Source organism: Xanthomonas sp. 3793 (assembly GCF_024806835.1).
Taxonomy (GTDB): Bacteria; Pseudomonadota; Gammaproteobacteria; order Xanthomonadales; family Xanthomonadaceae; genus Xanthomonas; species Xanthomonas arboricola_F.
Genome location: NZ_JANTYU010000003.1, coordinates 103,911 through 123,305, shown reverse-complemented (window position 1 = coordinate 123,305; position 19,395 = coordinate 103,911). Strand labels below are relative to the sequence as shown.

Sequence of the window (19,395 nt, the reverse complement as noted above, 5' to 3'; positions counted from 1 at the left end):
CTTGCTTGAATGACTTGAATGAAACGTGGCGTCCGGCGATTAGACCGCGACACCGATGAACCCGCGCCGCCTCAACCGAAGTGCGAGAGTACGCCGGCAATGGTAGCGGTCATGAAGGTGGCGATCGAACCGCCGAGCACCGCACGCAGGCCGAACTTGGCCAGATCGTGACGACGTTCCGGCGCCAGCCCGCCGATGCCGCCGATCTGGATCGCGATCGAGCTGAAGTTGGCGAAGCCGCACAGGGCATACGTGGCGATCAGGCGGCCTTCTTCGCTCAGGCTCACGCCGGCGACCTGGCCCTTCACGATCTGCGACAGCTCGGTGTAGGCGACGAATTCGTTGATCACCACCTTCTGGCCGATCAGCGAACCCACCGTGGTCGCGTCCGCCCACGGCGTGCCGATCACCCATGCCACCGGTGCCAGCACGTAGCCGAAGATCGTCGACAGGTTGGTCGGCCGGCCCAGCGCCGCTGCCGCGCCGGTCACTTCGCCCAGCCAGGTCAGCGGGGCGTTGATCAAGGCGATCAGCGCGATGAAGGCCAGCAGCATCGCGCCGATGTTCAGCGCCAGGCGCAGGCCATCGCCGGCACCGGCCGCGGCCGCATCGATGATGTTGCTGGTGGTCTTTTCCACTTCCATCTTGACCGTGCCGCGGGTCAACGGCGTGCCGGTCTCCGGTACCAGCAGCTTGGCCACCACCAGCGTGGCAGGTGCGGCCATGATGCTGGCGGCCAGCAGATGCTTGGCGTAGAACGCCTGCTGCGCAGGGTCGCTGCCGCCGAGCATGCCCACATACGCAGCCAGCACGCCGCCGGCGATATGCGCCATGCCGCCGATCATCATCGTCAGCAATTCGGACTGGGTCATCTTGGGGATGTACGGGCGCACCGTCAGCGGCGCCTCGGTCTGGCCGATGAAGACGCTGGCGCACACGCTGGTGGTTTCCGCGCCGGACACGCGCATCACCTTGGTGATCGCCCAGGCCATCGCGCGCACCACCAGTTGCATCACGCCCAGGTGGTACAGCACGCCCATCAGCGCAGAGAAGAAGATGATGGTGGGCAGCACCTGAAACGCAAAGATGAAGCCGTAGCTTTCGATGTTCATCAGGCTGCCGAAAATGAAGGTGGAACCTTCATTGACGAAGCTCAGCACCTTCACAAAGCCCTTGCCCAGCGAATCGAACACGTCGCGCCCGCCCGGTACCAGCAGCACCAGCGAGGCGAACGAGATCTGCAGCAACAGGCCGGTGGCGACCAGCTTCCAGTCGATCGCGCGGCGGTTGGTCGAAAACAGCCAGGTGATGCCGATGAGCACCGCCAGACCGAACAGGCCGAAACCGATCCTTCCCAAACCTTCGACCATTCCAATCCCCGGGCTGCCAACGGCAAAACGGGAAGCCTAGAGCAGGGGGTGTCGGCGGGCAAGGCGAACGGCATTCAGAAGGCCGTCGCAGGCTTGCGCAGGCCTCCAGCTCGGTAAACTGCGCAAGCCGGTCCGGGGCAGGTGCCCTGGAGGTTGCAGGAGATCGCCATGCTTTACCGTCGTCTGGGTTCCACCGGGCTGCAATTGTCGGCCTTGTCGTTCGGGGCCTGGGTGACCTTCGGCAAGCAGATCGGGCGCGGCGAAGCGCGCAACCTGATTGCCGCAGCCTGGGACAACGGCATCAATTTCTTCGACAACGCCGAGGTCTACGCACGCGGCCGCGCCGAAGAGGTGATGGGCGATGTGATCGCCGACCTGCGCCTGCCGCGCGATGGCTACTGCGTGTCGAGCAAGGTGTTCTTCGGTGCGGTGGACAGCCCGCGCCCGACCCAGCGCGGGCTCTCGCGCAAGCATGTCACCGACGCCTGCCATGCGGCGCTCAAGCGCCTGCGCGTGGATTATCTGGATCTGTATCTCTGCCACCGGCCCGACCCGGACACGCCGATCCTGGAAACCGTGCGTGCGATGGACGCGCTGATCCGCCAGGGCAAGGTGCTGTACTGGGGCACCTCCGAATGGAGCGCCGAGCAGTTGCGGACGGCCATCGCCATCGCCGGGCAGGAGCACCTGCACGCTCCTTCGATGGAGCAACCGCAGTACAACCTGTTGCACCGCGACCGGCTGGAGCGCGAATACGCGCCCCTGTGCGAGGGCGGGCTCGGTACCACCATCTGGTCGCCGCTGGCGTCGGGCCTGCTGACCGGCAAGTACAACGCCGGTGTAGACGCCGATAGCCGCCTCGGCCAACCGGATAATCACTGGCTGCAGGACGAAGTGCTGGGCACCCAGGAGTCGCGCCGTCTCGAACGGGCCCGCGCGTTCTGCGCAGTGGCTGCCGAGCTCGGGCAGTCGCCGGCCCGGCTGGCCATCGCCTGGTGCCTGCGCAACCCGCACGTGTCCACGGTGATTCTGGGTGCGAGCCGCGTGGCGCAGCTGGAAGAAAATCTCGGCGCCCTGGAGACCTTGACCAAGGTCGATGCCGCCGGTTGGGCACGGGTGGAGGACGCGACCCGCTGAGGGCAGCCGAGTGCGGTGGGCACGGGTGGCTGCGCGGGTTTGGCGGGCGCTTGTACCCAACGAGACGCCGCAACTGGCTGGTGCACGCCGGTCCGATTCCCTACATGGCGCTGCCGTCTCTCGCGGCGGTCCCCCGGTTTGTCCACTGCATTGCGGAAATCCCCACAGGGACTTTTTCGATAGATTTAGTGAATCGAAATAGTTAAACCCATGCAAAGCTCGCGTCGCGAAGATGAGAATGGCTCTTGATCATTAAATGAGAATGGTTATTATTTGTCTGGCCAACCGACTGGAGATCCAGACCATGACCGCTCATCCCGTGCTGCTCCGCTCCGAACCGGTCAACCTGCGCGACCGCGCCGTCCCACGTGTCGTTCCTGCCGAAGACCTGATCAGCAGCGAGGCGCTGCTCAAGGGCCGTCGCGAAGTGCTGATCCAGCACGGCGACCGCGTCTACCGCCTGCGCCATACCAGCAACGACAAGCTCATCCTGACCAAGTAAGTTCCACCCTCCGACCCGCGCATTGGCGCGGGGCTCGGGCCGTCTGTCGCGGGCGTTGCCGCCGCCGTCCGCGCTTCCCACGCTCTTTCCCCGGCGGCCGGTGTCGGCCTTGTCTGCAGCAGGTGCTGCCGGGAACTTCCCCTCAAAGGTTCCCGATGATTCGCCTGCATCCGCTGGTGGTCGCGCTGTCGCTTGCGCTGCCTGCTGTTCCGTTGTGTGCCCACGCTGCCGAATCAGACGCTGGCGGCGATGCTGCGCGTGAGGTACACGACTTCGATCGTATGCAGGTCACCGCCACGCGCACCCAGCGTGCATTGATCGACGTGCCGGGCACGGTGGATGTCATCGACCGCGAACAACTGGACAACCAGCTTGTACGCGAACTCAGGGATCTGTTCCGCTACACGCCCGGCGTGTCGGTGACCAGCAACAGCGGCCGCTTTGCCGGCGACAGCGGCATCCGCATCCGCGGGCTGGACGGCAACCGCGTCGCGATCCTGGTGGATAACGTACCGGTGTCGGACACCTTCGCGTTCGGCAGCTATCTCAATGCCAACCGAAATTTCGTCGATCTTGAAACGCTCAAGCGAGTGGAGGTCGTGCGTGGGCCGGCCAGCTCGCTGTATGGCTCCGATGCGCTGGGTGGCGTGGTGGCTTTCGTCACCAAGGACCCTGCCGATTACCTGAGCGCCGACAAGCGCAGCTATGTCGGCCTGAAGTTCGGGTACGAAGGCGACTGGAACGGCTTGTTTGCCGGTGCCACTGCGGCATTCGGCGGCGATCGCTGGAGCGGCATGGTGGCCGTGGCGCATCGCCAGGGCCAGGAAGCGCAGAACCAGGGCGACAACCGCAGTCGCGATTTCACCCGCACCGCGGCCAACCCGCAGCGTATCGATGGCCGCAGCGTGCTGACCAAACTGGTGTACGCGCCGAGCACGCAGCAGCGCTTCAAGCTTACCGTGGAGGGCAACGAAGACTACGGCAGCATCGAGGCGTTGACCGGCATCGACCCGCGCGTGGCAACGCCATCGTTGCGCATCCTGTCGCAGGACGGCCGCGATCATCAGACCCGTACGCGGGTGTCGCTGCGGCATGAGCTGGACGCACTGGACGCGGCGCTGGCCGACGACCTGCAATGGCAGCTCTATCGCCAGGACAGCGAAAGCCTGCAACGCACCGACGAATTGCGTGGCAACAACACGCGCCGTCATAACGAACACAACTTCGATCAGCGCGTCTACGGCTTGCTGGTCAACGCGCACAAGTCCATCGACACCGGCACGCTCAATCACGACATCACCTATGGCCTGGACGGCACCTGGACCGACACCCGCGCCAAGCGCGATGGCTACTCTGTCAACCTGGCCAATGGCGCGATCACCAATCGTGTGGGGCAGGACGTGTTTCCGGTGCGCGATTTCCCGAAGAGCGAAACCACCAAGCTCGGGGTGTATGCGCAGGACGAGATCGGCTTGTTGGATGGGAGGCTGTCGCTGACGCCAGGCGTGCGCGTGGATTATTTCCGGCTGTCGCCGCAGGTGGACGACATCTTCCGCGAAGACAACCCGGGTGTGGCGGTCGAAACCATCGACCAGGCCCAGGTGTCGCCCAAATTCGGCGCGGTGTGGCGGTTCTCGCAAGCCTGGTCGGCGTATGCCAACTATGCGCACGGCTTCCGCGCGCCGCCTTACAACGACGTCAATATCGGCTTCACCAATCTGCAGGCGCGCTACACCGCCATCGCCAACCCGGATCTGAAATCGGAAACCAGTCGCGGCGGCGAGCTGGGGCTGCGCTTCAACGATGCCGTGGGCTATCTGGGCGTGAGCGTGTACTACACCGACTACCGCAACTTCATCGAATCCTACGCACCGGCCGGTGTCAGTGCGGAAGGCTTGATGCTGTTCCAGTCGCGCAATGTCGACGATGTGGTGATCAAGGGCGCCGAAGCGCGTGGCGGGCTGGATCTTGGCGCGCTGGCCGGCTGGCAGGGCTGGTCGTTGAGCAGCGCGGTGGCCTATTCGGAAGGCGACAACCTCACCGACGATACGCCGCTGAATTCGGTCGACCCATTGCGCGGCACGCTGGGCGTGGCCTTCGACAGCGATGGCTGGGGTGCGGAACTGATCGGCACCTTTGTCGCACGCAAGCGTCGCCCGCAGCTGGACAGCTACTACACCCCGGCCGGCTACGCCACGCTGGATCTGATGGGGCATTGGGAGTTCGCGCCCGGTGCCAAGGTCACCGCCGGCATCTTCAATCTGGCCGACCGCCGCTATGTGGACTGGAACGCGCTGCCCAACGGCACGCTGGCCAGCAGCACGGTGCTGGATCGCTTCACCGGCGCCGGACGCACGGCCTCGGTCAGCCTGGCGGTGAGCTGGTAGCGGCCATGCCCATCGCCCGCACACTGCCGTTGTCCTCGGGTGCACGTGCCAACCGCGCAGCGTTGCCGCGCGCAGCGCAGCTGTCGGCGCTGGGTACGGTGCTGTGCTTGTATCGTCCGGCGCTGGGCACTGAACTCGATGGCTGGCGGCACGCGGTCGATGCGGCCGCCTCGCGCCAGGTGGACAGCGATGGCGTGCGCGAAAGCATCTGGTTCTTCGGTGCCGACGGCCAATGCTGCTGGCGCCTGTGCCTGTTGCCGGACAGCGATTTTTTGAGTTGGGATCGCCTGGTCTCGCGCTTGCCGCCACTGCCGGCGGAAACGCACGGCCTGGGCATCGGCGAGCGCCTATGGCGCCGGCTGGCCGGACGCATGCGCGGTGAAAGCTGGCGGTTGAGCGCGCTGCGCCTGCAGTCCACGGCCAACCGCCAGCAGCCGCTGGTCGCCAGTCTTGCGACCGTTTCCGCGCTGGGCGCCGAGGTTGCCGCACGACTGGCCCGCGAAGAAGGCATCGACGGACGTGTGGCCGTGGACGATTGCTGCTGCGCACGCGCTGCCGCCGCGCGCGCCACGCAGGCGGCCCCGCGCGGTACCGATCCCACCGACATGACCACGTCGCTGCTGCGCCTGCGCCGCTGACGTTTCCACGACCACGACCGAGAGTTCCGATGAGCCGATTGTTTACGTATTTTCCTGCCGTGATGTTGAGCCTGTTACCGGCGGTCGCCGCCGCGGCTGCAGAGCCCGAGCGCGACCGCCAGAGCATCCTGGCGATGCAGGGCGAATACGCTGTGGATTTCGCCTTCGACGAGACCGTGTTGCTCAAGCCCGGTTACGAGCGCGCGTCGGCGATGCGCAGCGGCGCCAACGAGGTGGTGATCGTGGTGGAAGACACACCACGCAAGATCGTGCTGCAGCACCTGCTGGTGGATGAAAAGACCAAGCATGTGACCAAACATTGGCGGCAGGACTGGGTCTACGAAGCGCCGCAGCGCTTCGAATTCAGCTCCGAACAGACCTGGCAGGTGCGCGCAGTGCCGGCGGCGGTGACTGCCGGTGCCTGGACCCAATGCGTCTTCGAGGTAAGCGATGCGCCGCGCTATTGCGGCACCGGACGCTGGGACTACGCCGATGGTCACCCGACCTGGACCAGCGACGTGAGCTGGCGTCCCTTGCCGCGCCGCGAATACACCAAGCGCAGCGACTACAACGCGCTGTCGGTCATCAATCGCCACACGCTCACACCCAATGGCTGGACCCACGAACAGTTCAACACCAAGGTGTTGCGCAAACCCGATGGCAGCCAGCAGGCCATCGCGCGCGAGTTCGGCTTCAACGATTACCGCAAGACCACCGAGGTCGACTTCGCCCCGGCTTATGCCTACTGGAAAGGCACGCAAGGCTATTGGGCCAAGGTACGCACCCGCTGGGCCGCATTCCTGGACACGCCGCCAGGCCTGCATCTGAAAACCAAGCCCGATGGCATGGCGATGATCATGCCGATGTTCGAACAGGCCGAGACCGTGCACAAGGGCAAGCGGGTCAAGGACGCGCAGATCGACGCGGTGTTTGCGCAGTGGGTGGAGCGCGCAGATTAAACACATCCCCTGATGCGTAGGAGCGCGCTTGCGCGCGATGAGGCCTTACCGATAACGCCCCATCGCGCGCCAGCGCGCTCCTACAGGGAATTGCCTAGTCCTTTTCAGCGCCTGGCCCAGGGACAAGCGCGACACGCCGGCGAATGCCGCACTCGGATGTCGTAGGAGCGCACCCGGGCGCGACGTGGCTTTCCCGGAAATGCCCACCGCGCCCGGGTGCGCTCCTACGGGCAAGGCAGCGGTTTATTCCTTGAACATCAAGAACGCCGCCACCAGGATCAGGCCGAACGCGGCCCAGTGATTCCACTTCAGTGCCTGGCCCAGGTAAAAGGTCGAGAAGCCTGCGAACACCAGCAGCGTGATCACTTCCTGCATGCCCTTGAGCTGCGGTGCCGAATACACCGCGCTGCCCAGGCGGTTGCCCGGCACCTGCAGGCAGTATTCGAAAAACGCGATGCCCCAGCTGACCAGGATCGCAATCATCAGCGGCGTGCTCTTGTACTTCAGATGCCCGTACCAGGCGAAGGTCATGAAGACGTTGCTGGCGAGCAGCAGCAGGATTGGGTACAGGTAAGCAGTGAAGGGGGCGGTGGGCATGACGGCGGACGGCAGGAAAGGGGCCGGCAGCATAAGCCAGCGCCGTTAAGCGCACGCGACCGTGCCGATGAGTCCGGCATGCGGGCTAAGGCCGTCGAGCCGATGCGAAGCGCCCGCATGAGGCATGGCTAGGGAGAACGTTTGGCCACGCAGCGCAGCGCCTGCGCCCACCCCGCTAGCGCTGCATCCCCCAGCGCCTGACGGTGAGCCGTTCGATGGCCTGGAATACCACGCCTTCCACCAGCAGCCCCAGCACGATCACCATGGCCAGGCCGGCGAACACCTTGTCGGTGTAGAGCTCATTGCGGTTCTGGAAGATGTACCAGCCCAGGCCGCCCTGGCCGGAGGTGGCGCCGAACACCAGCTCGGCCGCGATCAGGGTGCGCCAGGCAAACGCCCAGCCGATCTTCAGGCCGGACAGGATCGCCGGCAGGGCGGCCGGGATCAGCAACTGTGCCACGTAGCGTGGGCCACGCAAGCCATAGTTGCGTCCGGCCATGCGCAGGGTTTCCGGCACCGCCTGGAAGCCGGCGTAGGTGGTCAGCGCCAGTGGCCACAGCACCGAATGCACCAGCACGAACACCAGGCTGCCGGTGCCCAGCCCGAACCACAGCAGGGCCAGCGGCAGCAGCGCGATGGCCGGCAGCGGGTTGAACATCGCCGTCAGCGTGCCCAGCACATCGCGGCCCCAGCGCGTGGACGCGGCCAGTGCGGTCAGCACGAAAGCCAGCACCACGCCAAGTACATAGCCCTGCGCCAGCACCCGCAGCGAGGCGCCCACGCGGCGCAATAATTCGCCCGACAGCAGCCCGTCGTAGAACGCATGCGCGGTCTGCCATGCGCTCGGCAGCATCAGATCGTCACCGACCACCCGCGCGGCGATCTCCCATACCGCCACCAGCGCCACCAGTACCAGCGCCTTGCGCAGCCATGGCGGCGCCTGCCAGCGCGCGGGCACTGCAGTGGCGACCAGTGCAGGATCCAGGGGCTGTACGGCCAGTTCGTATTCGGCGCGCACCGGCGGGAGCGGCGGCAGCCTGGCAGCAGTGCTGCGGCTCATGGCAGCGCCTCGCGCTGACGCAAGGCAGGACGACGCAAAGGCGCCACCTTGTCGTCGTCGAGCGTGGCGTCGGGCAGGTCGAACAGCAAACGGTGGATGCGCTGGGCGGTTTGCTGAAACGCCACGCTGCCGGCGCTGTGCGGGCCGAATGCGTGCGCGTTGAGTTCGGCGCGCACCTGGCCGGGATGCGGCGACAGCAGCAACACACGGTTGCCGACCACCAGCGCTTCTTCGATGGAGTGGGTGACAAACAACAGCGTGAAGCGCAATTGCTCCCACAGCTCCAGTACCTGCTCCTGCATGCGCGAGCGCGTCAGCGCGTCCAGCGCCGCGAACGGCTCGTCCATCAACAGCACCCGCGGACGCATCGCCAGCGCGCGTGCTATGGCGACGCGCTGCTTCATGCCCCCGGACAAGGTGTGCGGGTAGGCCTCGGCAAACGCGCTCAGCCCGACCTGCGCCAGGCTTTCGTCGGCACGCTCGCGCGCTTCGGCGCGGCTGAGCTTGCGCGCTGCGCGCAGGCCGAAGACCACGTTCTCGCGGACGGTCTTCCAGGGCGCCAGCTGGTCGAATTCCTGGAATACGACGACGCGATCCGGACCCGGCCCGGTGACCGCGTTGCCATCCAGACGGATCTGCCCCTCGCGCGGGGTGACGAAGCCGGCCACCGCCTTGAGCAGGGTGGATTTGCCGCAACCCGACGGCCCCAGCAGCACAAAGCGATCGGCTTCATGCACATCGAAGCGCACCCGGTGCGTGGCGCGCACCACGCGCTGCGCTGAGGCGTATTCCAGGCTGACATGATCGACTTGCAGCAGCGGCACACGCATCGCTCAGCTCCCGCCCGCAATCAGCGGATCATCGAAGAAATAATCGCCCACCTTGGCGGGTGCCTGCTTGATCGCACCACTGTGCTGCATGAACTTGCCCAGCTTCAGCGTGTTCTGCGGCGCCACGGTGAACTGCACCTTGGGGTCCTTGAGAATCTGCAGCACCAGCGCGCGGTCGATGCTCGAGCCGTTACGACGCAAGAAGATGTCCGCCGCCTGCTCCGGGTGTGCAGTGACGAATGTCGCCGCCTGGTCCAATGCGGCGACAAAGGCGCGATAGGTCTTGGGATTGTCACGGCGGAACTTCTCGGTGGCGTACAGCACCGTGGCCGACGATGGGCCGCCTTCGATGTCGTAGGAACTGGTCACGATATGTGCGGCCGGGTTGCGCGCCAGTTCCTGTTCCTGAAACGGTGGGCTGGCGAAATGCGCAGTGATTTCGCTGCGTCCACGGATGATTGCCGCGGCGGCATCCGGGTGTGGCAATGCCACCTGCAGCGGGTCCAGCTGATGGGTGCCCTTGTCGCCCCAGCGCTGTTGCGAGGCATGCTGCAGAAACCGCGATTGCACCGACACGCCGGTGGCCGGCACCGCAATACGGTCCTGCGGCGTGAAGTCGCCGATGCTCTTGATGCGCGGGTTGTTGCTGATCAGGTAATACGGGAAATTGCCCAGCGAGGCCACGCCGCGCACATTCTGCCGACCACGGGTGCGGTCCCAGATGGTGAACAACGGCCCGACCCCTGCACCTGCGATATCGATAGAACCGGTGAGCAAGGCATCGTTGACCGCCGCGCCACCGGACAACTGCAGGAACTGCACGTCGATGTCCACGCCGGCGGCCTTGCCTTGTTGCTCGATCAGCTTCTGCTCCTGTGCCACGTCCAGCAGCAGGTAGACGATGCCGAACTGCTTGGCGATGCGCAGCTTTCCTTCTGCCTGCGCAGTGGCGCTCAGCAGCAATGGCACTGCGGCCAGCAACAATGCCGCGACGCGCTTTGAGACTGTGCGGCGCCTGGAAGGTGCGTGAGAGGTGACGGTCAAACGCATGCGGCGCTCCAGTCGAAAGAGGGGGAGGGACAGGCGCGCGCTCAGAACGGCGCATCGCCTTCGATGGTGGTGCGGTTGAGCCGGCGGCGCAGGTGATCGGGCGTGCCGGCGGCCAGATGCATGACCGAGCGGTTGTCCCAGAACACCATGTCGTACGGCTGCCATTGATGCCGGTACACCAGCGCCGCGCGCGTGCTGTGTTCGAACAACACCTGCAGCAGGGCACGGCTTTCGTCTTCGGGCAGCCCGACAATACGGGTGGTGAAGTGTTCGCTGACAAACAGCGCCTTTTGCCCGGTTTCCGGGTGCGTCCGCACGATGGGATGCTGCACCGGTACTACTTCGGCAATCTGTTCGGGTGTCAGCGCCGGGCGCCACGGGTTGCGTGCGCGCAGCTCTTCGTACTTGGCGAGATAACTATGTTCGGCCTGCAGGTCCTGCACGCGGCGCTTGAGCGGCGCGGGCAGCGTTTCCCAGGCCAGATGTTGATTGGCGAACAAGGTGTCGCCACCTTCGCTGGGCAGTTCCTGCGCGTGCAGCAGCGAACCCAGGCTGGGCGTTTGCTTGTACGACAGATCCGAGTGCCAGTAATGCCCGGCATCGCCGAGCCCGATCGGCTCGCCGTTCTCCTTGATGTTGGACACCACCAGCACTTCCGGATGCCCGCGCAGCTGGAAGTTGCGCAGCACATGGATCTGCAACGGTCCGAAACGACGACTGAAATCCACCTGCTGCGCGGGCGTGATGCGCTGATCGCGGAACACCAGTACGTGATGGTCCAGATGCGCAGCGTGGATGCGCGCGAAGGTAGCGGCATCCAGCGGCTGCGACAGATCCAGCCCCAAAACTTCCGCACCCAGTGGCGCGTCGAACGGCACGATCCGCACGGCCGACGCCTGCGCGGCGGTGGCATCGTTGCGCGGCGGTTGCACGCGCGCTGCAGAATTCACGCTAGCCATGACGTTGGCACCTCGACAACAGCAGAGGCCGCCCGAACGGCGACCGGACTGGTCACTCTAGGCAGTCATGCCGCCGCTGCGAACGTACGATTGGCAAGGTGCTTATGCGCTGCAGGTATATGCACTGCAACATGCGCGATGCCCGACGCTGCGCAAGGCGCAGCGCTCCATGCCGGTGGGTCATGGCGCGCAGCTGGTGGCGCAATCCTTGGCCAATCGCCACCACAGGGCCGGCTCTTGGCCGGCCTTATTCCGTGCGCAGTGCCAATGCCGGCGGCGTGGACAGGATGCGCCGGGTGCCCGACCAGCCTGCGAGCAGGCTCAATGCCAGCCCGAACGCGCCGCCCAGCAGCAGCCGCGGCCAATCCGGCGCCAGCGCGATGTCGAACGCCTGCTGCCCGACCACCGCGCCGATGACGGCCGCAGCCGTGACCGCCAGGCCCGCAGCCAGCAGCCCCAATGCGCCGAACTCCACCAGCACGGCGCCACGCAACTGCCCGCGCCGCGCGCCCAGCGTGCGCAGCACTGCGCTGTCGTAGCGGCGCTCGCCTGCGGTGGCCTGCAGCGCGGCCAGCAGCACCAGCACGCCGGCCAGCAGGCTGAAGCCCATCACCAGCTGCACGGCCTGCGCCACCTGGTCGATCACCTCGCGTACGCGGCCGAGAATTGCATCGATGTCCAATACCGAAATATTGGGGTAGTCGCGACTGAGCGATGCCAGCTTGGGCGCATTGCCGGGCGGCAGATGGAAGGCGGAAATCAGGTTGTACGGCGCATCGCCCACCGCGCCCTGGTTGAGCAGCAGGAAGAAGTTGACCCGGAACGAATCCCAATCGGCCTTGCGGATGCTGGTGACGGTGAAGCTGCGCTGTTGTTCGCCCAGCAACAAGGTGATGCGGTCGCCGAGCTTGAGCTGATAGCGCTGTGCCCAGCCTTCCTCCACTGACGCCTCGGCCTGCGTACTGTCGGCGCTCCAGAACTTGCCTTGCAGCAAGGTGTTGGCCGGCGGAAATGCATGCCGCCAGGAAAAGTTGACCGGGCGGTTGTCGCCGTCGCCATCGTCCTGCGGGTCGCGGTCGCCGCGCACCGGCGGCTTGTCGTTGATCGCCACCAGCCGGCCGGTGGAAAACGGCTCCACCGCAGCGTTATCCACGCCCAGGCCTCGCAAGGTCTGCAGCACCGGCTCGGTCTGCTCGGGCTGGATGTTCATCAGGAAGTAGTTGGGCGTGTCCGCAGGCAGGCGGTCGCGCCATTGGCCCAGCAGGCCGGGGCCGACCACCGCCAGCAGCAGCAGCGCGCACAACGAGAGCGACAGGCCGACCAGCTGCACCACGCTTAACCCGCGTCGGCGCGTCAGTGAAGCCAGGCCCAGCTTCCAGGCCCCGCGCAGACGGTGCTGGATCGGCCGCAGCAATGCCAGCAAGCCCAGCCCCAGCAGCATCGCCACCAGCGCCAGCGCGGCCAGGCCGCCCAGCACCCAGCCGGCCAGCACCAGGTTGCCGGTGGCATAGACGGTGAGCGCCAGCGTAGCGGCCAATGCGGCCGCATATACCAGCAACGAGCTCGGCGGCACCGCGGCAAAGCTGCGGTTGAGCACGCGCATCGGCGGCACGTTGCGCAGCCGCAGCAGCGGCGGCAGGCCGAAGCCCAGCAGCAGCACCAGGCCGATGCCTGCACCGGCCAGGGCCGGCGTGGCCTGGGGCAGCGGCAGCCGGTTCGGGATCAGGCTGCCCAGCGCCTGCACCAGGCCTTCCTGCGCCAGCATCCCCAAGCCGATGCCGACCAGGCAGGCCGGGATCGCGGTCAACAGCAACTGCAGCGACAGCATCGCCAGGATGTCGCGCTGCCTGGCGCCCAGGCAGCGCAGCACCGCCACGGTGTCGATGCGCCGCATCGCAAACCGGTTGGCCGCCAGCGCAGTGGCGACGCCGGACAACAACACCGCCAGCAAGGCCGACAGGGCCAGGAAACGCCCGGCGCGATCGAACGCGGCGCGCATACCGCGCTGGGTGTCTTCGATACCGACCAGGCGGTATTCGCTAGCGCGCGGCTTGAGCCAGGCGCGCAGGTCGGCGATCGCGTCCGGCGCACCGGTAAACATCAATCGGTAGGAGGCGCGGCTGCCCGGGCCAAGCAGGCCGGCGCCCTCGATGTCGGCGCGATTGACCAGCAGCGGCGGCGACAGCTGCATCAACTCGCCCGAGGCATCCGGCTCGGCGCGCAGCACGCCGGTGATGGTGAGATGGCCGGCGCCGAATTCCAGCTGCTCGCCCACGCGCAGGCCCAGTGCTTCCAGCAGCCGCGGGTCGGCGTAGGCCTGGCCCGGCGGCGGTGCGGTGGCAGGGCTGCCTTCGCCGCCGCTGCCGTGCTTGGACACCAGCAACTGCCCACGCAGCGGGTAGCCGGCGCCCACGCCGCGGATATTGGCCATCTGGCTGGCATCGCCATGGAACAGCACGCTGGGGAAGCTGACCATGCGGGTACTCTGCAGCCCGCGTCGCTGTGCCTCCTCGGCAAAGCCGGCCGGAATCTCCTGGCGCCCGGTGACGCCCAGATCGCCACCGAGCACCTCTGCCGCACTGGAGGTCAATGCCAGCGTCACCCGGTCCACCAGGGTGCCCACCGCCGTCATCACCGCAACGCCCAGCACCAGCGCGGCGAACACGGTCAGCAGGTCGCCGGCCAGGAATTCGCGGCGCACCGCGCGCGCGGCCTGTCGCAGTACGTTCATGCGGCCGGACCGGTCTGTGCGTGCAGGCGGCCGCTGTCGATGCGGTAGATGTGATGGCAGCGCTGTGCCAGGGTCATGTCGTGGGTGACCAGCACCAGGGTGGTGTCGCTGGTGGCATTGAGCGCAAACAGCAGGTCGCTGATCTGCGCGCCGGTGGTCTGGTCCAGGCTGCCGGTGGGCTCGTCGGCAAACAGGATACGCGGTCTGGCCACGAATGCGCGTGCCAGCGCCACGCGCTGCTGCTCGCCACCGGACAGCTGGCGCGGGTAATGCCGCGCACGCGCGCTCAGGCCGACCGCCTCCAGCACCTCGCGCACCCGCGCCGGGTCTTCGCGCCCGGCCAGTTCCAGCGGTAGCGCAATGTTTTCTTCTGCCGTCAGCGCCGGCAGCAGGTGGAAGCTCTGGAACACGAAGCCGACTTCGCGCGCGCGCAGGGCGGCACGCGCTTCTTCGTCCAGCTGCCCCAAGTCCTGGCCGGACAGCGCAATGCTGCCGCGGCTGGGCAGGTCCAGCCCGGCAAGCAGGCCGAGCAGGGTGGTCTTGCCCGAACCGGAGGCCCCAACGATGGCGATACTGTCGCCTTCACTGACCGTCAAGCTCACGTTGTCGAGGATGTGGAGTGTTCCCTCCGGTCCACTGACGGATTTACCGACCTCGCGGACGTCGATGGCGGTGCGGGTGCTGGAGCGGGGGGCCAGACTGTCGATGAGGAATCTCCGAATGCGTGAAAGAACACTGCGATATGGCGCGCTGGTCCTGTGGCTGCTGACACTGTCCCTGCTCGCGCCGGGATTTGCCTCTGCCAAAAGTCCGGTGACGACCGCGCCGATCCTGGTCGTCGGCGACAGCCTGAGCGCTGCGCACAACATCCCGGTGCAGTCCGGCTGGGTCACCTTGCTCGACCAACGCCTCAAGCGTGACATGGCGACGCCACCGGCGGTCGTCAATGCCAGCATCAGCGGCGAAACCACCTCGGGCGCATTGACGCGGCTGCCAGGCCTGCTGGCAAAGCACCATCCCGGCGTGGTGGTGATCGAGCTGGGTGGCAACGATGCGCTGCGTGGGCTGACCCCGGCCCAGCTGAAGGCAAACCTGGAGAAGATGATCAAGCTCAGTCAAGCGTCCGGCGCCAAGGTCCTGTTGCTGGGCATCGACGTGCCGCCGAACTACGGCCCGGCCTACCGTGAGCGCCTGAAGGCCACCTATGCCGACCTGTCCAGACAGTACAACACCGCGCTGGTGCCTTTCTTTCTGGAGAAGGTGGCCCTGCAGCCCGGGTTGATGCAGGCCGACGGCCTGCACCCGACCGCGGCGGCCCAGCCCAAGGTGCTGGAGACGGTGTGGCCGGCGCTGCGACCACTGCTGGGGCGTTGATCGGATGACATGAAACGTTATTCGGCCTTCACGTCGCTTGCACCGCCGATCCGGCATGTTTCACAAAGCTGAAGACCGAGGAAAGTCCATGCGTCAGACCAAGGAAACGTCCGGCCTCGTGCTGGTCGTCGAAGACAACCGCAATATCTCCGAAATGATCGGCGAATACCTGGAAGGCCGTGGCTTCGAGGTCGACTATGCGCAGGATGGACTGGACGGTTACCGTCTGGCCGCCGAGAACAGCTACGACGTGGTCGTGCTGGACCTCATGCTGCCACGCCTGGACGGTATCGAAGTGTGCCGCCGCCTGCGTAACGACGCACGCAAGTCCACCCCGGTGCTGATGCTGACCGCCCGCGATACGCTGGACGACAAGCTCACCGGCCTGGGTTTCGGCGCCGACGACTACCTGACCAAGCCGTTCGCGATCCAGGAACTGGAAGCGCGCCTGCGTGCCCTGATCCGCCGCGAACGTCGTCAGGTGGGCTCGGAAGTGCTCAAGGTCGCCGACCTGGTGCTGGACCCGGTGAGCATGCGCGCCACCCGTGCCGGCACCGAGCTGCAGCTCTCGCCAATCGGCCTGCGCCTGCTCACCATCCTGATGCGCGAATCGCCGCGCGTGGTCACCCGCCAGGAAATCGAGCGCGAAATCTGGGGCAATGGGTTGCCGGATTCGGACACCCTGCGCAGCCATCTGTACAACCTGCGCAAGATCATCGACAAGCCGTTCGATCGCCCGCTGCTGCACACCGTGCAGAGCGCCGGCTATCGCATTGCCGACATCGCCCAACCGATGACCTGATGTCGCCGGCCGGCTGCCGACTGGCGGCCGGCCGCTCCTGTAGGCGCAGACGCGCCGCTCGTTCTCCCGTGCCGCCGGCTGGTTGCACGATGGACTCACGGAAGCGTTGCCTATAATCCGGCGCTCTCCCCTGGATGCAGCAATGCCACACGGGCTCCCGCGAAAAATACGTCTTGCCTTCCTGCTGCAGGTCGCGCTGGCGAGCTTGGCGATTGTGCTTGGCGGGTATTTGATTTCCTTCGTGATCAAGTACAGCCTGGTGCGCACCGTGCTTGCCGACGAGGCCGTGCACTTCTGGCGCATGCACAAGAGCACACCGGACAACCGGCCGCCGAACACACGCAATATCCAAGGGTATTTCTCGCCTGCGGGCAATGCCGCCGATGCCGCGCCGCGCGCACTGCAAACGCTGTCGCCGGGTTTTAGCGAGGTGGCTGCTGCCGATGCGCTGGTCTATGTGGATCAGCGCCCCGAGGGGCGCCTGTATCTGGTGTTTCCGCGCTCGCGTGCCGCGCATCTGACGCTGTGGTTCGGCGTGGTGCCGGCCATCGTCGTGCTGTTGGGGATTTACGGCGTTTCCTGGTTCACCTACCGCGTGTCCAAGCGACTGGTGTCGCCGATCAGCTGGCTCGCGCGACGCGTATCGCACTGGGACCCGCGCAACCCCGATGTGGATGAATTGTCGCCGGAGCGCTTGCCCGCAGAGTTGCAGGGCGAAACCCGACAACTGGCCGCCGCATTGCATGCGCTCGGCCAGCGGGTAAGCGACCACGTCGCGCGCGAACGCAATTTCACCCGCGATGCCAGTCACGAGTTGCGCACACCGCTGACGGTGATCCGGGTGGCCAGCGACATGGCGCTGGCCGACGACGAGCTATCGCAGCGTACCCAGCGCAGCCTGCGTCGCATCCAGCGCGCCGGCCGCGACATGGAAGCGGTCATCGACGCGTTCCTGATCCTGGCACGCGAAGCAGAGATCGATCCGCAAAGCGAAACCTTCGATGCGGCAGAGCTGGCCAGCGAAGAGGTGGAGAGCGCCCGCGAATTGCTTGGCGACAAGCCGGTGTCCTTGCACATGGTCGGCGACCGCAGCCTGCAGATGTTTGCGCCGCCACGGGTCATGCGGGTGGTGCTGAGCAATCTGTTGCGCAACGCCTGCGCCTATACCGATACCGGCAGCATCGAAGTTGAAGTGACCCAGGACCGCATCGTGGTGCGCGATACCGGCATCGGCATGAGCGAAGAAGCGCGTGCGCGTGCGTTCGAACCGTTTTTTCGCGCCGATCCCACGCGCCCGCAGGGCACCGGCCTGGGATTGTCGATCGTGCGCCGGCTGTGCGATCGCTTCGGCTGGCGGATCGAACTGCACAGCGAGGCAGGTGTGGGAACGTCGGTGGCGGTCGTGGTGGCGTAAGCCGGTGGCTGTTCGCCAGGCGCGGCGTTGTCGGTCGATCGCTTCGGCATGAAGGCGCTCACGCACCATCCGTGCATGGGTGACCAGGTGCGGGATGCCTCAAGCCGATGCGTCTCGCTTCATCCGCTGGCGTTGCGTGCCGTGGTGAGAACGCGCATCGCCTCTACGACGCAGGACGGTGAGTGCACCCGTTGCCATGCGCTGCGTCCTTGCTGCGCCTGCGGTGCATGAGGCTTTCGCGGCGGCCGGTCACCTCCGCGGCCACTGCCCCGATCCGATGGCCTGCGCCATCAGATCGCTTGGCCAACCCTTACTTTTGCTCCAATACCGGTGCCACTGCCTTGCGCCAGAGTGCATAGCCGTCTGCAGTCATGTGCAACATGTCTTCGCGAAACAGCTCAGGGCGCGGCTTGCCCCTGGCATCGAGCATGGGTGTGTAGACATCCACAAAATCCACGCGCGGCAGCGGCGCGAGTGCGTCCTTGATCAGGCGATTGGCGGCGATCACCGACGGCAGCAATTGCGCACGCGAGGGACTGGGTTTGATCGACAGATAACTGATGCGTGCATCGGGCAGGTCGCGCCGAATGCGCGCGACGAACGCGACCACGTCATCGCGCACCTGCTCGGGCGTCCGGCCGCTGTTGAGATCGTTATCGCCGGCATACAGCAGCACCTGGCGTGGCGCATACGGGATCACGATGCGGTCGGCGTACCAGGTGCTGTCGCGCACTTCCGAGCCGCCGAACCCGCGATTGATGACCGGTTTGCCGGGAAAATCCTGCGCCAGCGTGTCCCAGAAGCGGATCGAGGAACTGCCGACGAACACGATGCCGTGCCTGGGCGGCGGCTGGCGCGCGTCGTTGGCGGCAAAGCGCTGCATGTCTTCTTCCCAGGCCGCGTTGGAGATCTGCGCGGGCACCGCAGGTGCGGCGTGTGGCGCCTGATGGGCCTGGGCGATGGCGTGGCCGGAGAACAGTGCGAGGGCGCACAGCAGTGCGCGCAAGGCGGATCGAGTCATGCGAAAACCTGCAGCAATCAAGCGGGCTGCCCATGGTGCAGCAGTCTGCGAGCTGAGGGCAAACCGGACCGTGGCTGGCGGTGTGCAGCGCCACGGTGCAAGATTCGCACTTTCCCCAGCAGCGACCATGCCATGCGTCCCCCTTGTCCCCCGACGCGCCCTTGCGGCCGGAAGCACTGACGCATGGCCGATCAATTGGGACACGTGCCGCGCGGACCGCGCCGCATGCTCAAGGCTGCGATCTGGTCGTGGCAGGGATTGCGTGCAGCCTGGCTGCACGAATCCTCGTTCCGGCTGGAAGTCTGCCTGGCCGTGGTCATGGCCCCGCTGGGCATCTGGCTGGGTCAGTCGCCGCTGGAACGCGTTGCGCTGGTCGCGCCGTTGTTGATCGTGCTGGCCGCCGAGCTGCTGAATTCGGCCATCGAAGCGGTGATCGAACGCTATGGTCCCGAGCACCACGTGCTCGCCGGCCGCGCCAAGGACATGGGCTCGGCAGCGGTGTTTCTGCTGCTGCTCAATGTGCTGCTGTGCTGGGGGGTGATTCTGGTGCCGCGGGTGCTGTGA

The 19,395-nt window shown here is 66.1% G+C and carries 18 protein-coding genes; 9 read left to right on the top strand and 9 right to left on the bottom strand.

The genetic code is table 11. The annotated features are described in order from the left end of the window. Positions 1-71: 71 nt before the first annotated feature. Positions 72-1,370 carry a nucleoside transporter C-terminal domain-containing protein gene (locus FHY18_RS11025; protein WP_259154444.1) on the bottom strand — a complete coding sequence of 433 codons (1,299 nt, stop codon included), beginning with the start codon at positions 1,368-1,370 and terminating at the stop codon, positions 72-74. 153 nt (positions 1,371-1,523) lie between these two features. Between FHY18_RS11025 and FHY18_RS11020 the strand changes: the two genes are divergently transcribed. The 5 genes from FHY18_RS11020 to FHY18_RS11000 all read left to right on the top strand — a co-directional run bounded on the left by FHY18_RS11020 (position 1,524) and on the right by FHY18_RS11000 (position 6,993). Next, a complete protein-coding gene (locus FHY18_RS11020; RefSeq protein ID WP_259155956.1) occupies positions 1,524-2,507 on the top strand; it encodes an aldo/keto reductase in 984 nt (327 codons plus the stop codon). A gap of 262 nt (positions 2,508-2,769) precedes the next feature. Beyond that, positions 2,770-3,009 carry a hemin uptake protein HemP gene (locus FHY18_RS11015; RefSeq protein WP_259155955.1) on the top strand — a complete coding sequence of 80 codons (240 nt, stop codon included), beginning with the start codon at positions 2,770-2,772 and terminating at the stop codon, positions 3,007-3,009. 155 nt (positions 3,010-3,164) lie between these two features. Further along, on the top strand, positions 3,165-5,396 hold the full coding sequence (locus tag FHY18_RS11010; RefSeq protein WP_259154441.1) for a TonB-dependent hemoglobin/transferrin/lactoferrin family receptor: 2,232 nt from the start codon (positions 3,165-3,167) through the stop codon (positions 5,394-5,396). Positions 5,397-5,401: 5 nt separating this feature from the next. Continuing rightward, the gene (locus FHY18_RS11005) at positions 5,402-6,034 is read left to right on the top strand and encodes a Hemin transport protein (RefSeq protein ID WP_259154438.1); all 633 of its coding nucleotides are present in this window, start codon (positions 5,402-5,404) and stop codon (positions 6,032-6,034) included. Positions 6,035-6,063: 29 nt separating this feature from the next. After that, complete coding sequence (locus FHY18_RS11000) at positions 6,064-6,993, top strand: DUF6607 family protein (RefSeq protein WP_259154430.1); 930 nt, start codon at positions 6,064-6,066, stop codon at positions 6,991-6,993. 243 nt (positions 6,994-7,236) lie between these two features. Here the strand turns inward: FHY18_RS11000 and FHY18_RS10995 are convergent, their stop codons facing one another. The 7 genes from FHY18_RS10995 to FHY18_RS10965 form a co-directional block, all read right to left on the bottom strand. Further along, on the bottom strand, positions 7,237-7,590 hold the full coding sequence (locus tag FHY18_RS10995; protein WP_046962671.1) for a DMT family protein: 354 nt from the start codon (positions 7,588-7,590) through the stop codon (positions 7,237-7,239). Positions 7,591-7,765: 175 nt separating this feature from the next. Next, on the bottom strand, positions 7,766-8,650 hold the full coding sequence (locus FHY18_RS10990; RefSeq protein WP_259154425.1) for an ABC transporter permease: 885 nt from the start codon (positions 8,648-8,650) through the stop codon (positions 7,766-7,768). Continuing rightward, entirely contained in the window at positions 8,647-9,480 is an 834-nt protein-coding gene (locus tag FHY18_RS10985; protein ID WP_259154416.1) for an ABC transporter ATP-binding protein, read from the bottom strand. The genes FHY18_RS10990 and FHY18_RS10985 overlap by 4 nt, the downstream gene beginning before the upstream one ends. A gap of 3 nt (positions 9,481-9,483) precedes the next feature. Then, positions 9,484-10,530 carry an ABC transporter substrate-binding protein gene (locus FHY18_RS10980; protein WP_259154414.1) on the bottom strand — a complete coding sequence of 349 codons (1,047 nt, stop codon included), beginning with the start codon at positions 10,528-10,530 and terminating at the stop codon, positions 9,484-9,486. A gap of 41 nt (positions 10,531-10,571) precedes the next feature. After that, positions 10,572-11,489 (bottom strand): TauD/TfdA family dioxygenase, encoded by a 918-nt coding sequence (locus FHY18_RS10975; RefSeq protein ID WP_259154411.1) that lies wholly within the window; start codon positions 11,487-11,489, stop codon positions 10,572-10,574. 247 nt (positions 11,490-11,736) lie between these two features. Next, complete coding sequence (locus FHY18_RS10970; protein ID WP_259154408.1) at positions 11,737-14,220, bottom strand: FtsX-like permease family protein; 2,484 nt, start codon at positions 14,218-14,220, stop codon at positions 11,737-11,739. Continuing rightward, positions 14,217-14,822 (bottom strand): ATP-binding cassette domain-containing protein, encoded by a 606-nt coding sequence (locus tag FHY18_RS10965; RefSeq protein WP_023902758.1) that lies wholly within the window; start codon positions 14,820-14,822, stop codon positions 14,217-14,219. Before FHY18_RS10965 ends, FHY18_RS10970 begins: the two co-directional genes overlap by 4 nt. A gap of 103 nt (positions 14,823-14,925) precedes the next feature. On the opposite strand from FHY18_RS10965, the gene FHY18_RS10960 reads away from it, so the two are divergent. The 3 genes from FHY18_RS10960 (at position 14,926) to FHY18_RS10950 (ending at position 17,810) form a co-directional block, all read left to right on the top strand. Then, positions 14,926-15,594: an arylesterase gene (locus FHY18_RS10960; RefSeq protein WP_259155954.1), complete on the top strand. Its 669-nt coding sequence runs from the start codon at positions 14,926-14,928 to the stop codon at positions 15,592-15,594. A gap of 88 nt (positions 15,595-15,682) precedes the next feature. Continuing rightward, positions 15,683-16,396, top strand: coding sequence for a response regulator transcription factor (locus tag FHY18_RS10955; protein ID WP_005408123.1), 714 nt, complete (start codon positions 15,683-15,685; stop codon positions 16,394-16,396). A 142-nt stretch (positions 16,397-16,538) separates the two neighbouring features. Further along, a complete protein-coding gene (locus FHY18_RS10950; RefSeq protein ID WP_259154393.1) occupies positions 16,539-17,810 on the top strand; it encodes a HAMP domain-containing sensor histidine kinase in 1,272 nt (423 codons plus the stop codon). A 310-nt stretch (positions 17,811-18,120) separates the two neighbouring features. On the opposite strand, the gene FHY18_RS10945 is transcribed toward FHY18_RS10950, so the two are convergent. Further along, positions 18,121-18,831, bottom strand: coding sequence for an SGNH/GDSL hydrolase family protein (locus FHY18_RS10945; RefSeq protein WP_259154392.1), 711 nt, complete (start codon positions 18,829-18,831; stop codon positions 18,121-18,123). 183 nt (positions 18,832-19,014) lie between these two features. Here FHY18_RS10945 and FHY18_RS10940 point away from each other — a divergent pair, with 183 nt between their 5' ends. Continuing rightward, positions 19,015-19,395, top strand: a complete 381-nt coding sequence (locus FHY18_RS10940; RefSeq protein ID WP_259154388.1) for a diacylglycerol kinase — start codon at positions 19,015-19,017, stop codon at positions 19,393-19,395.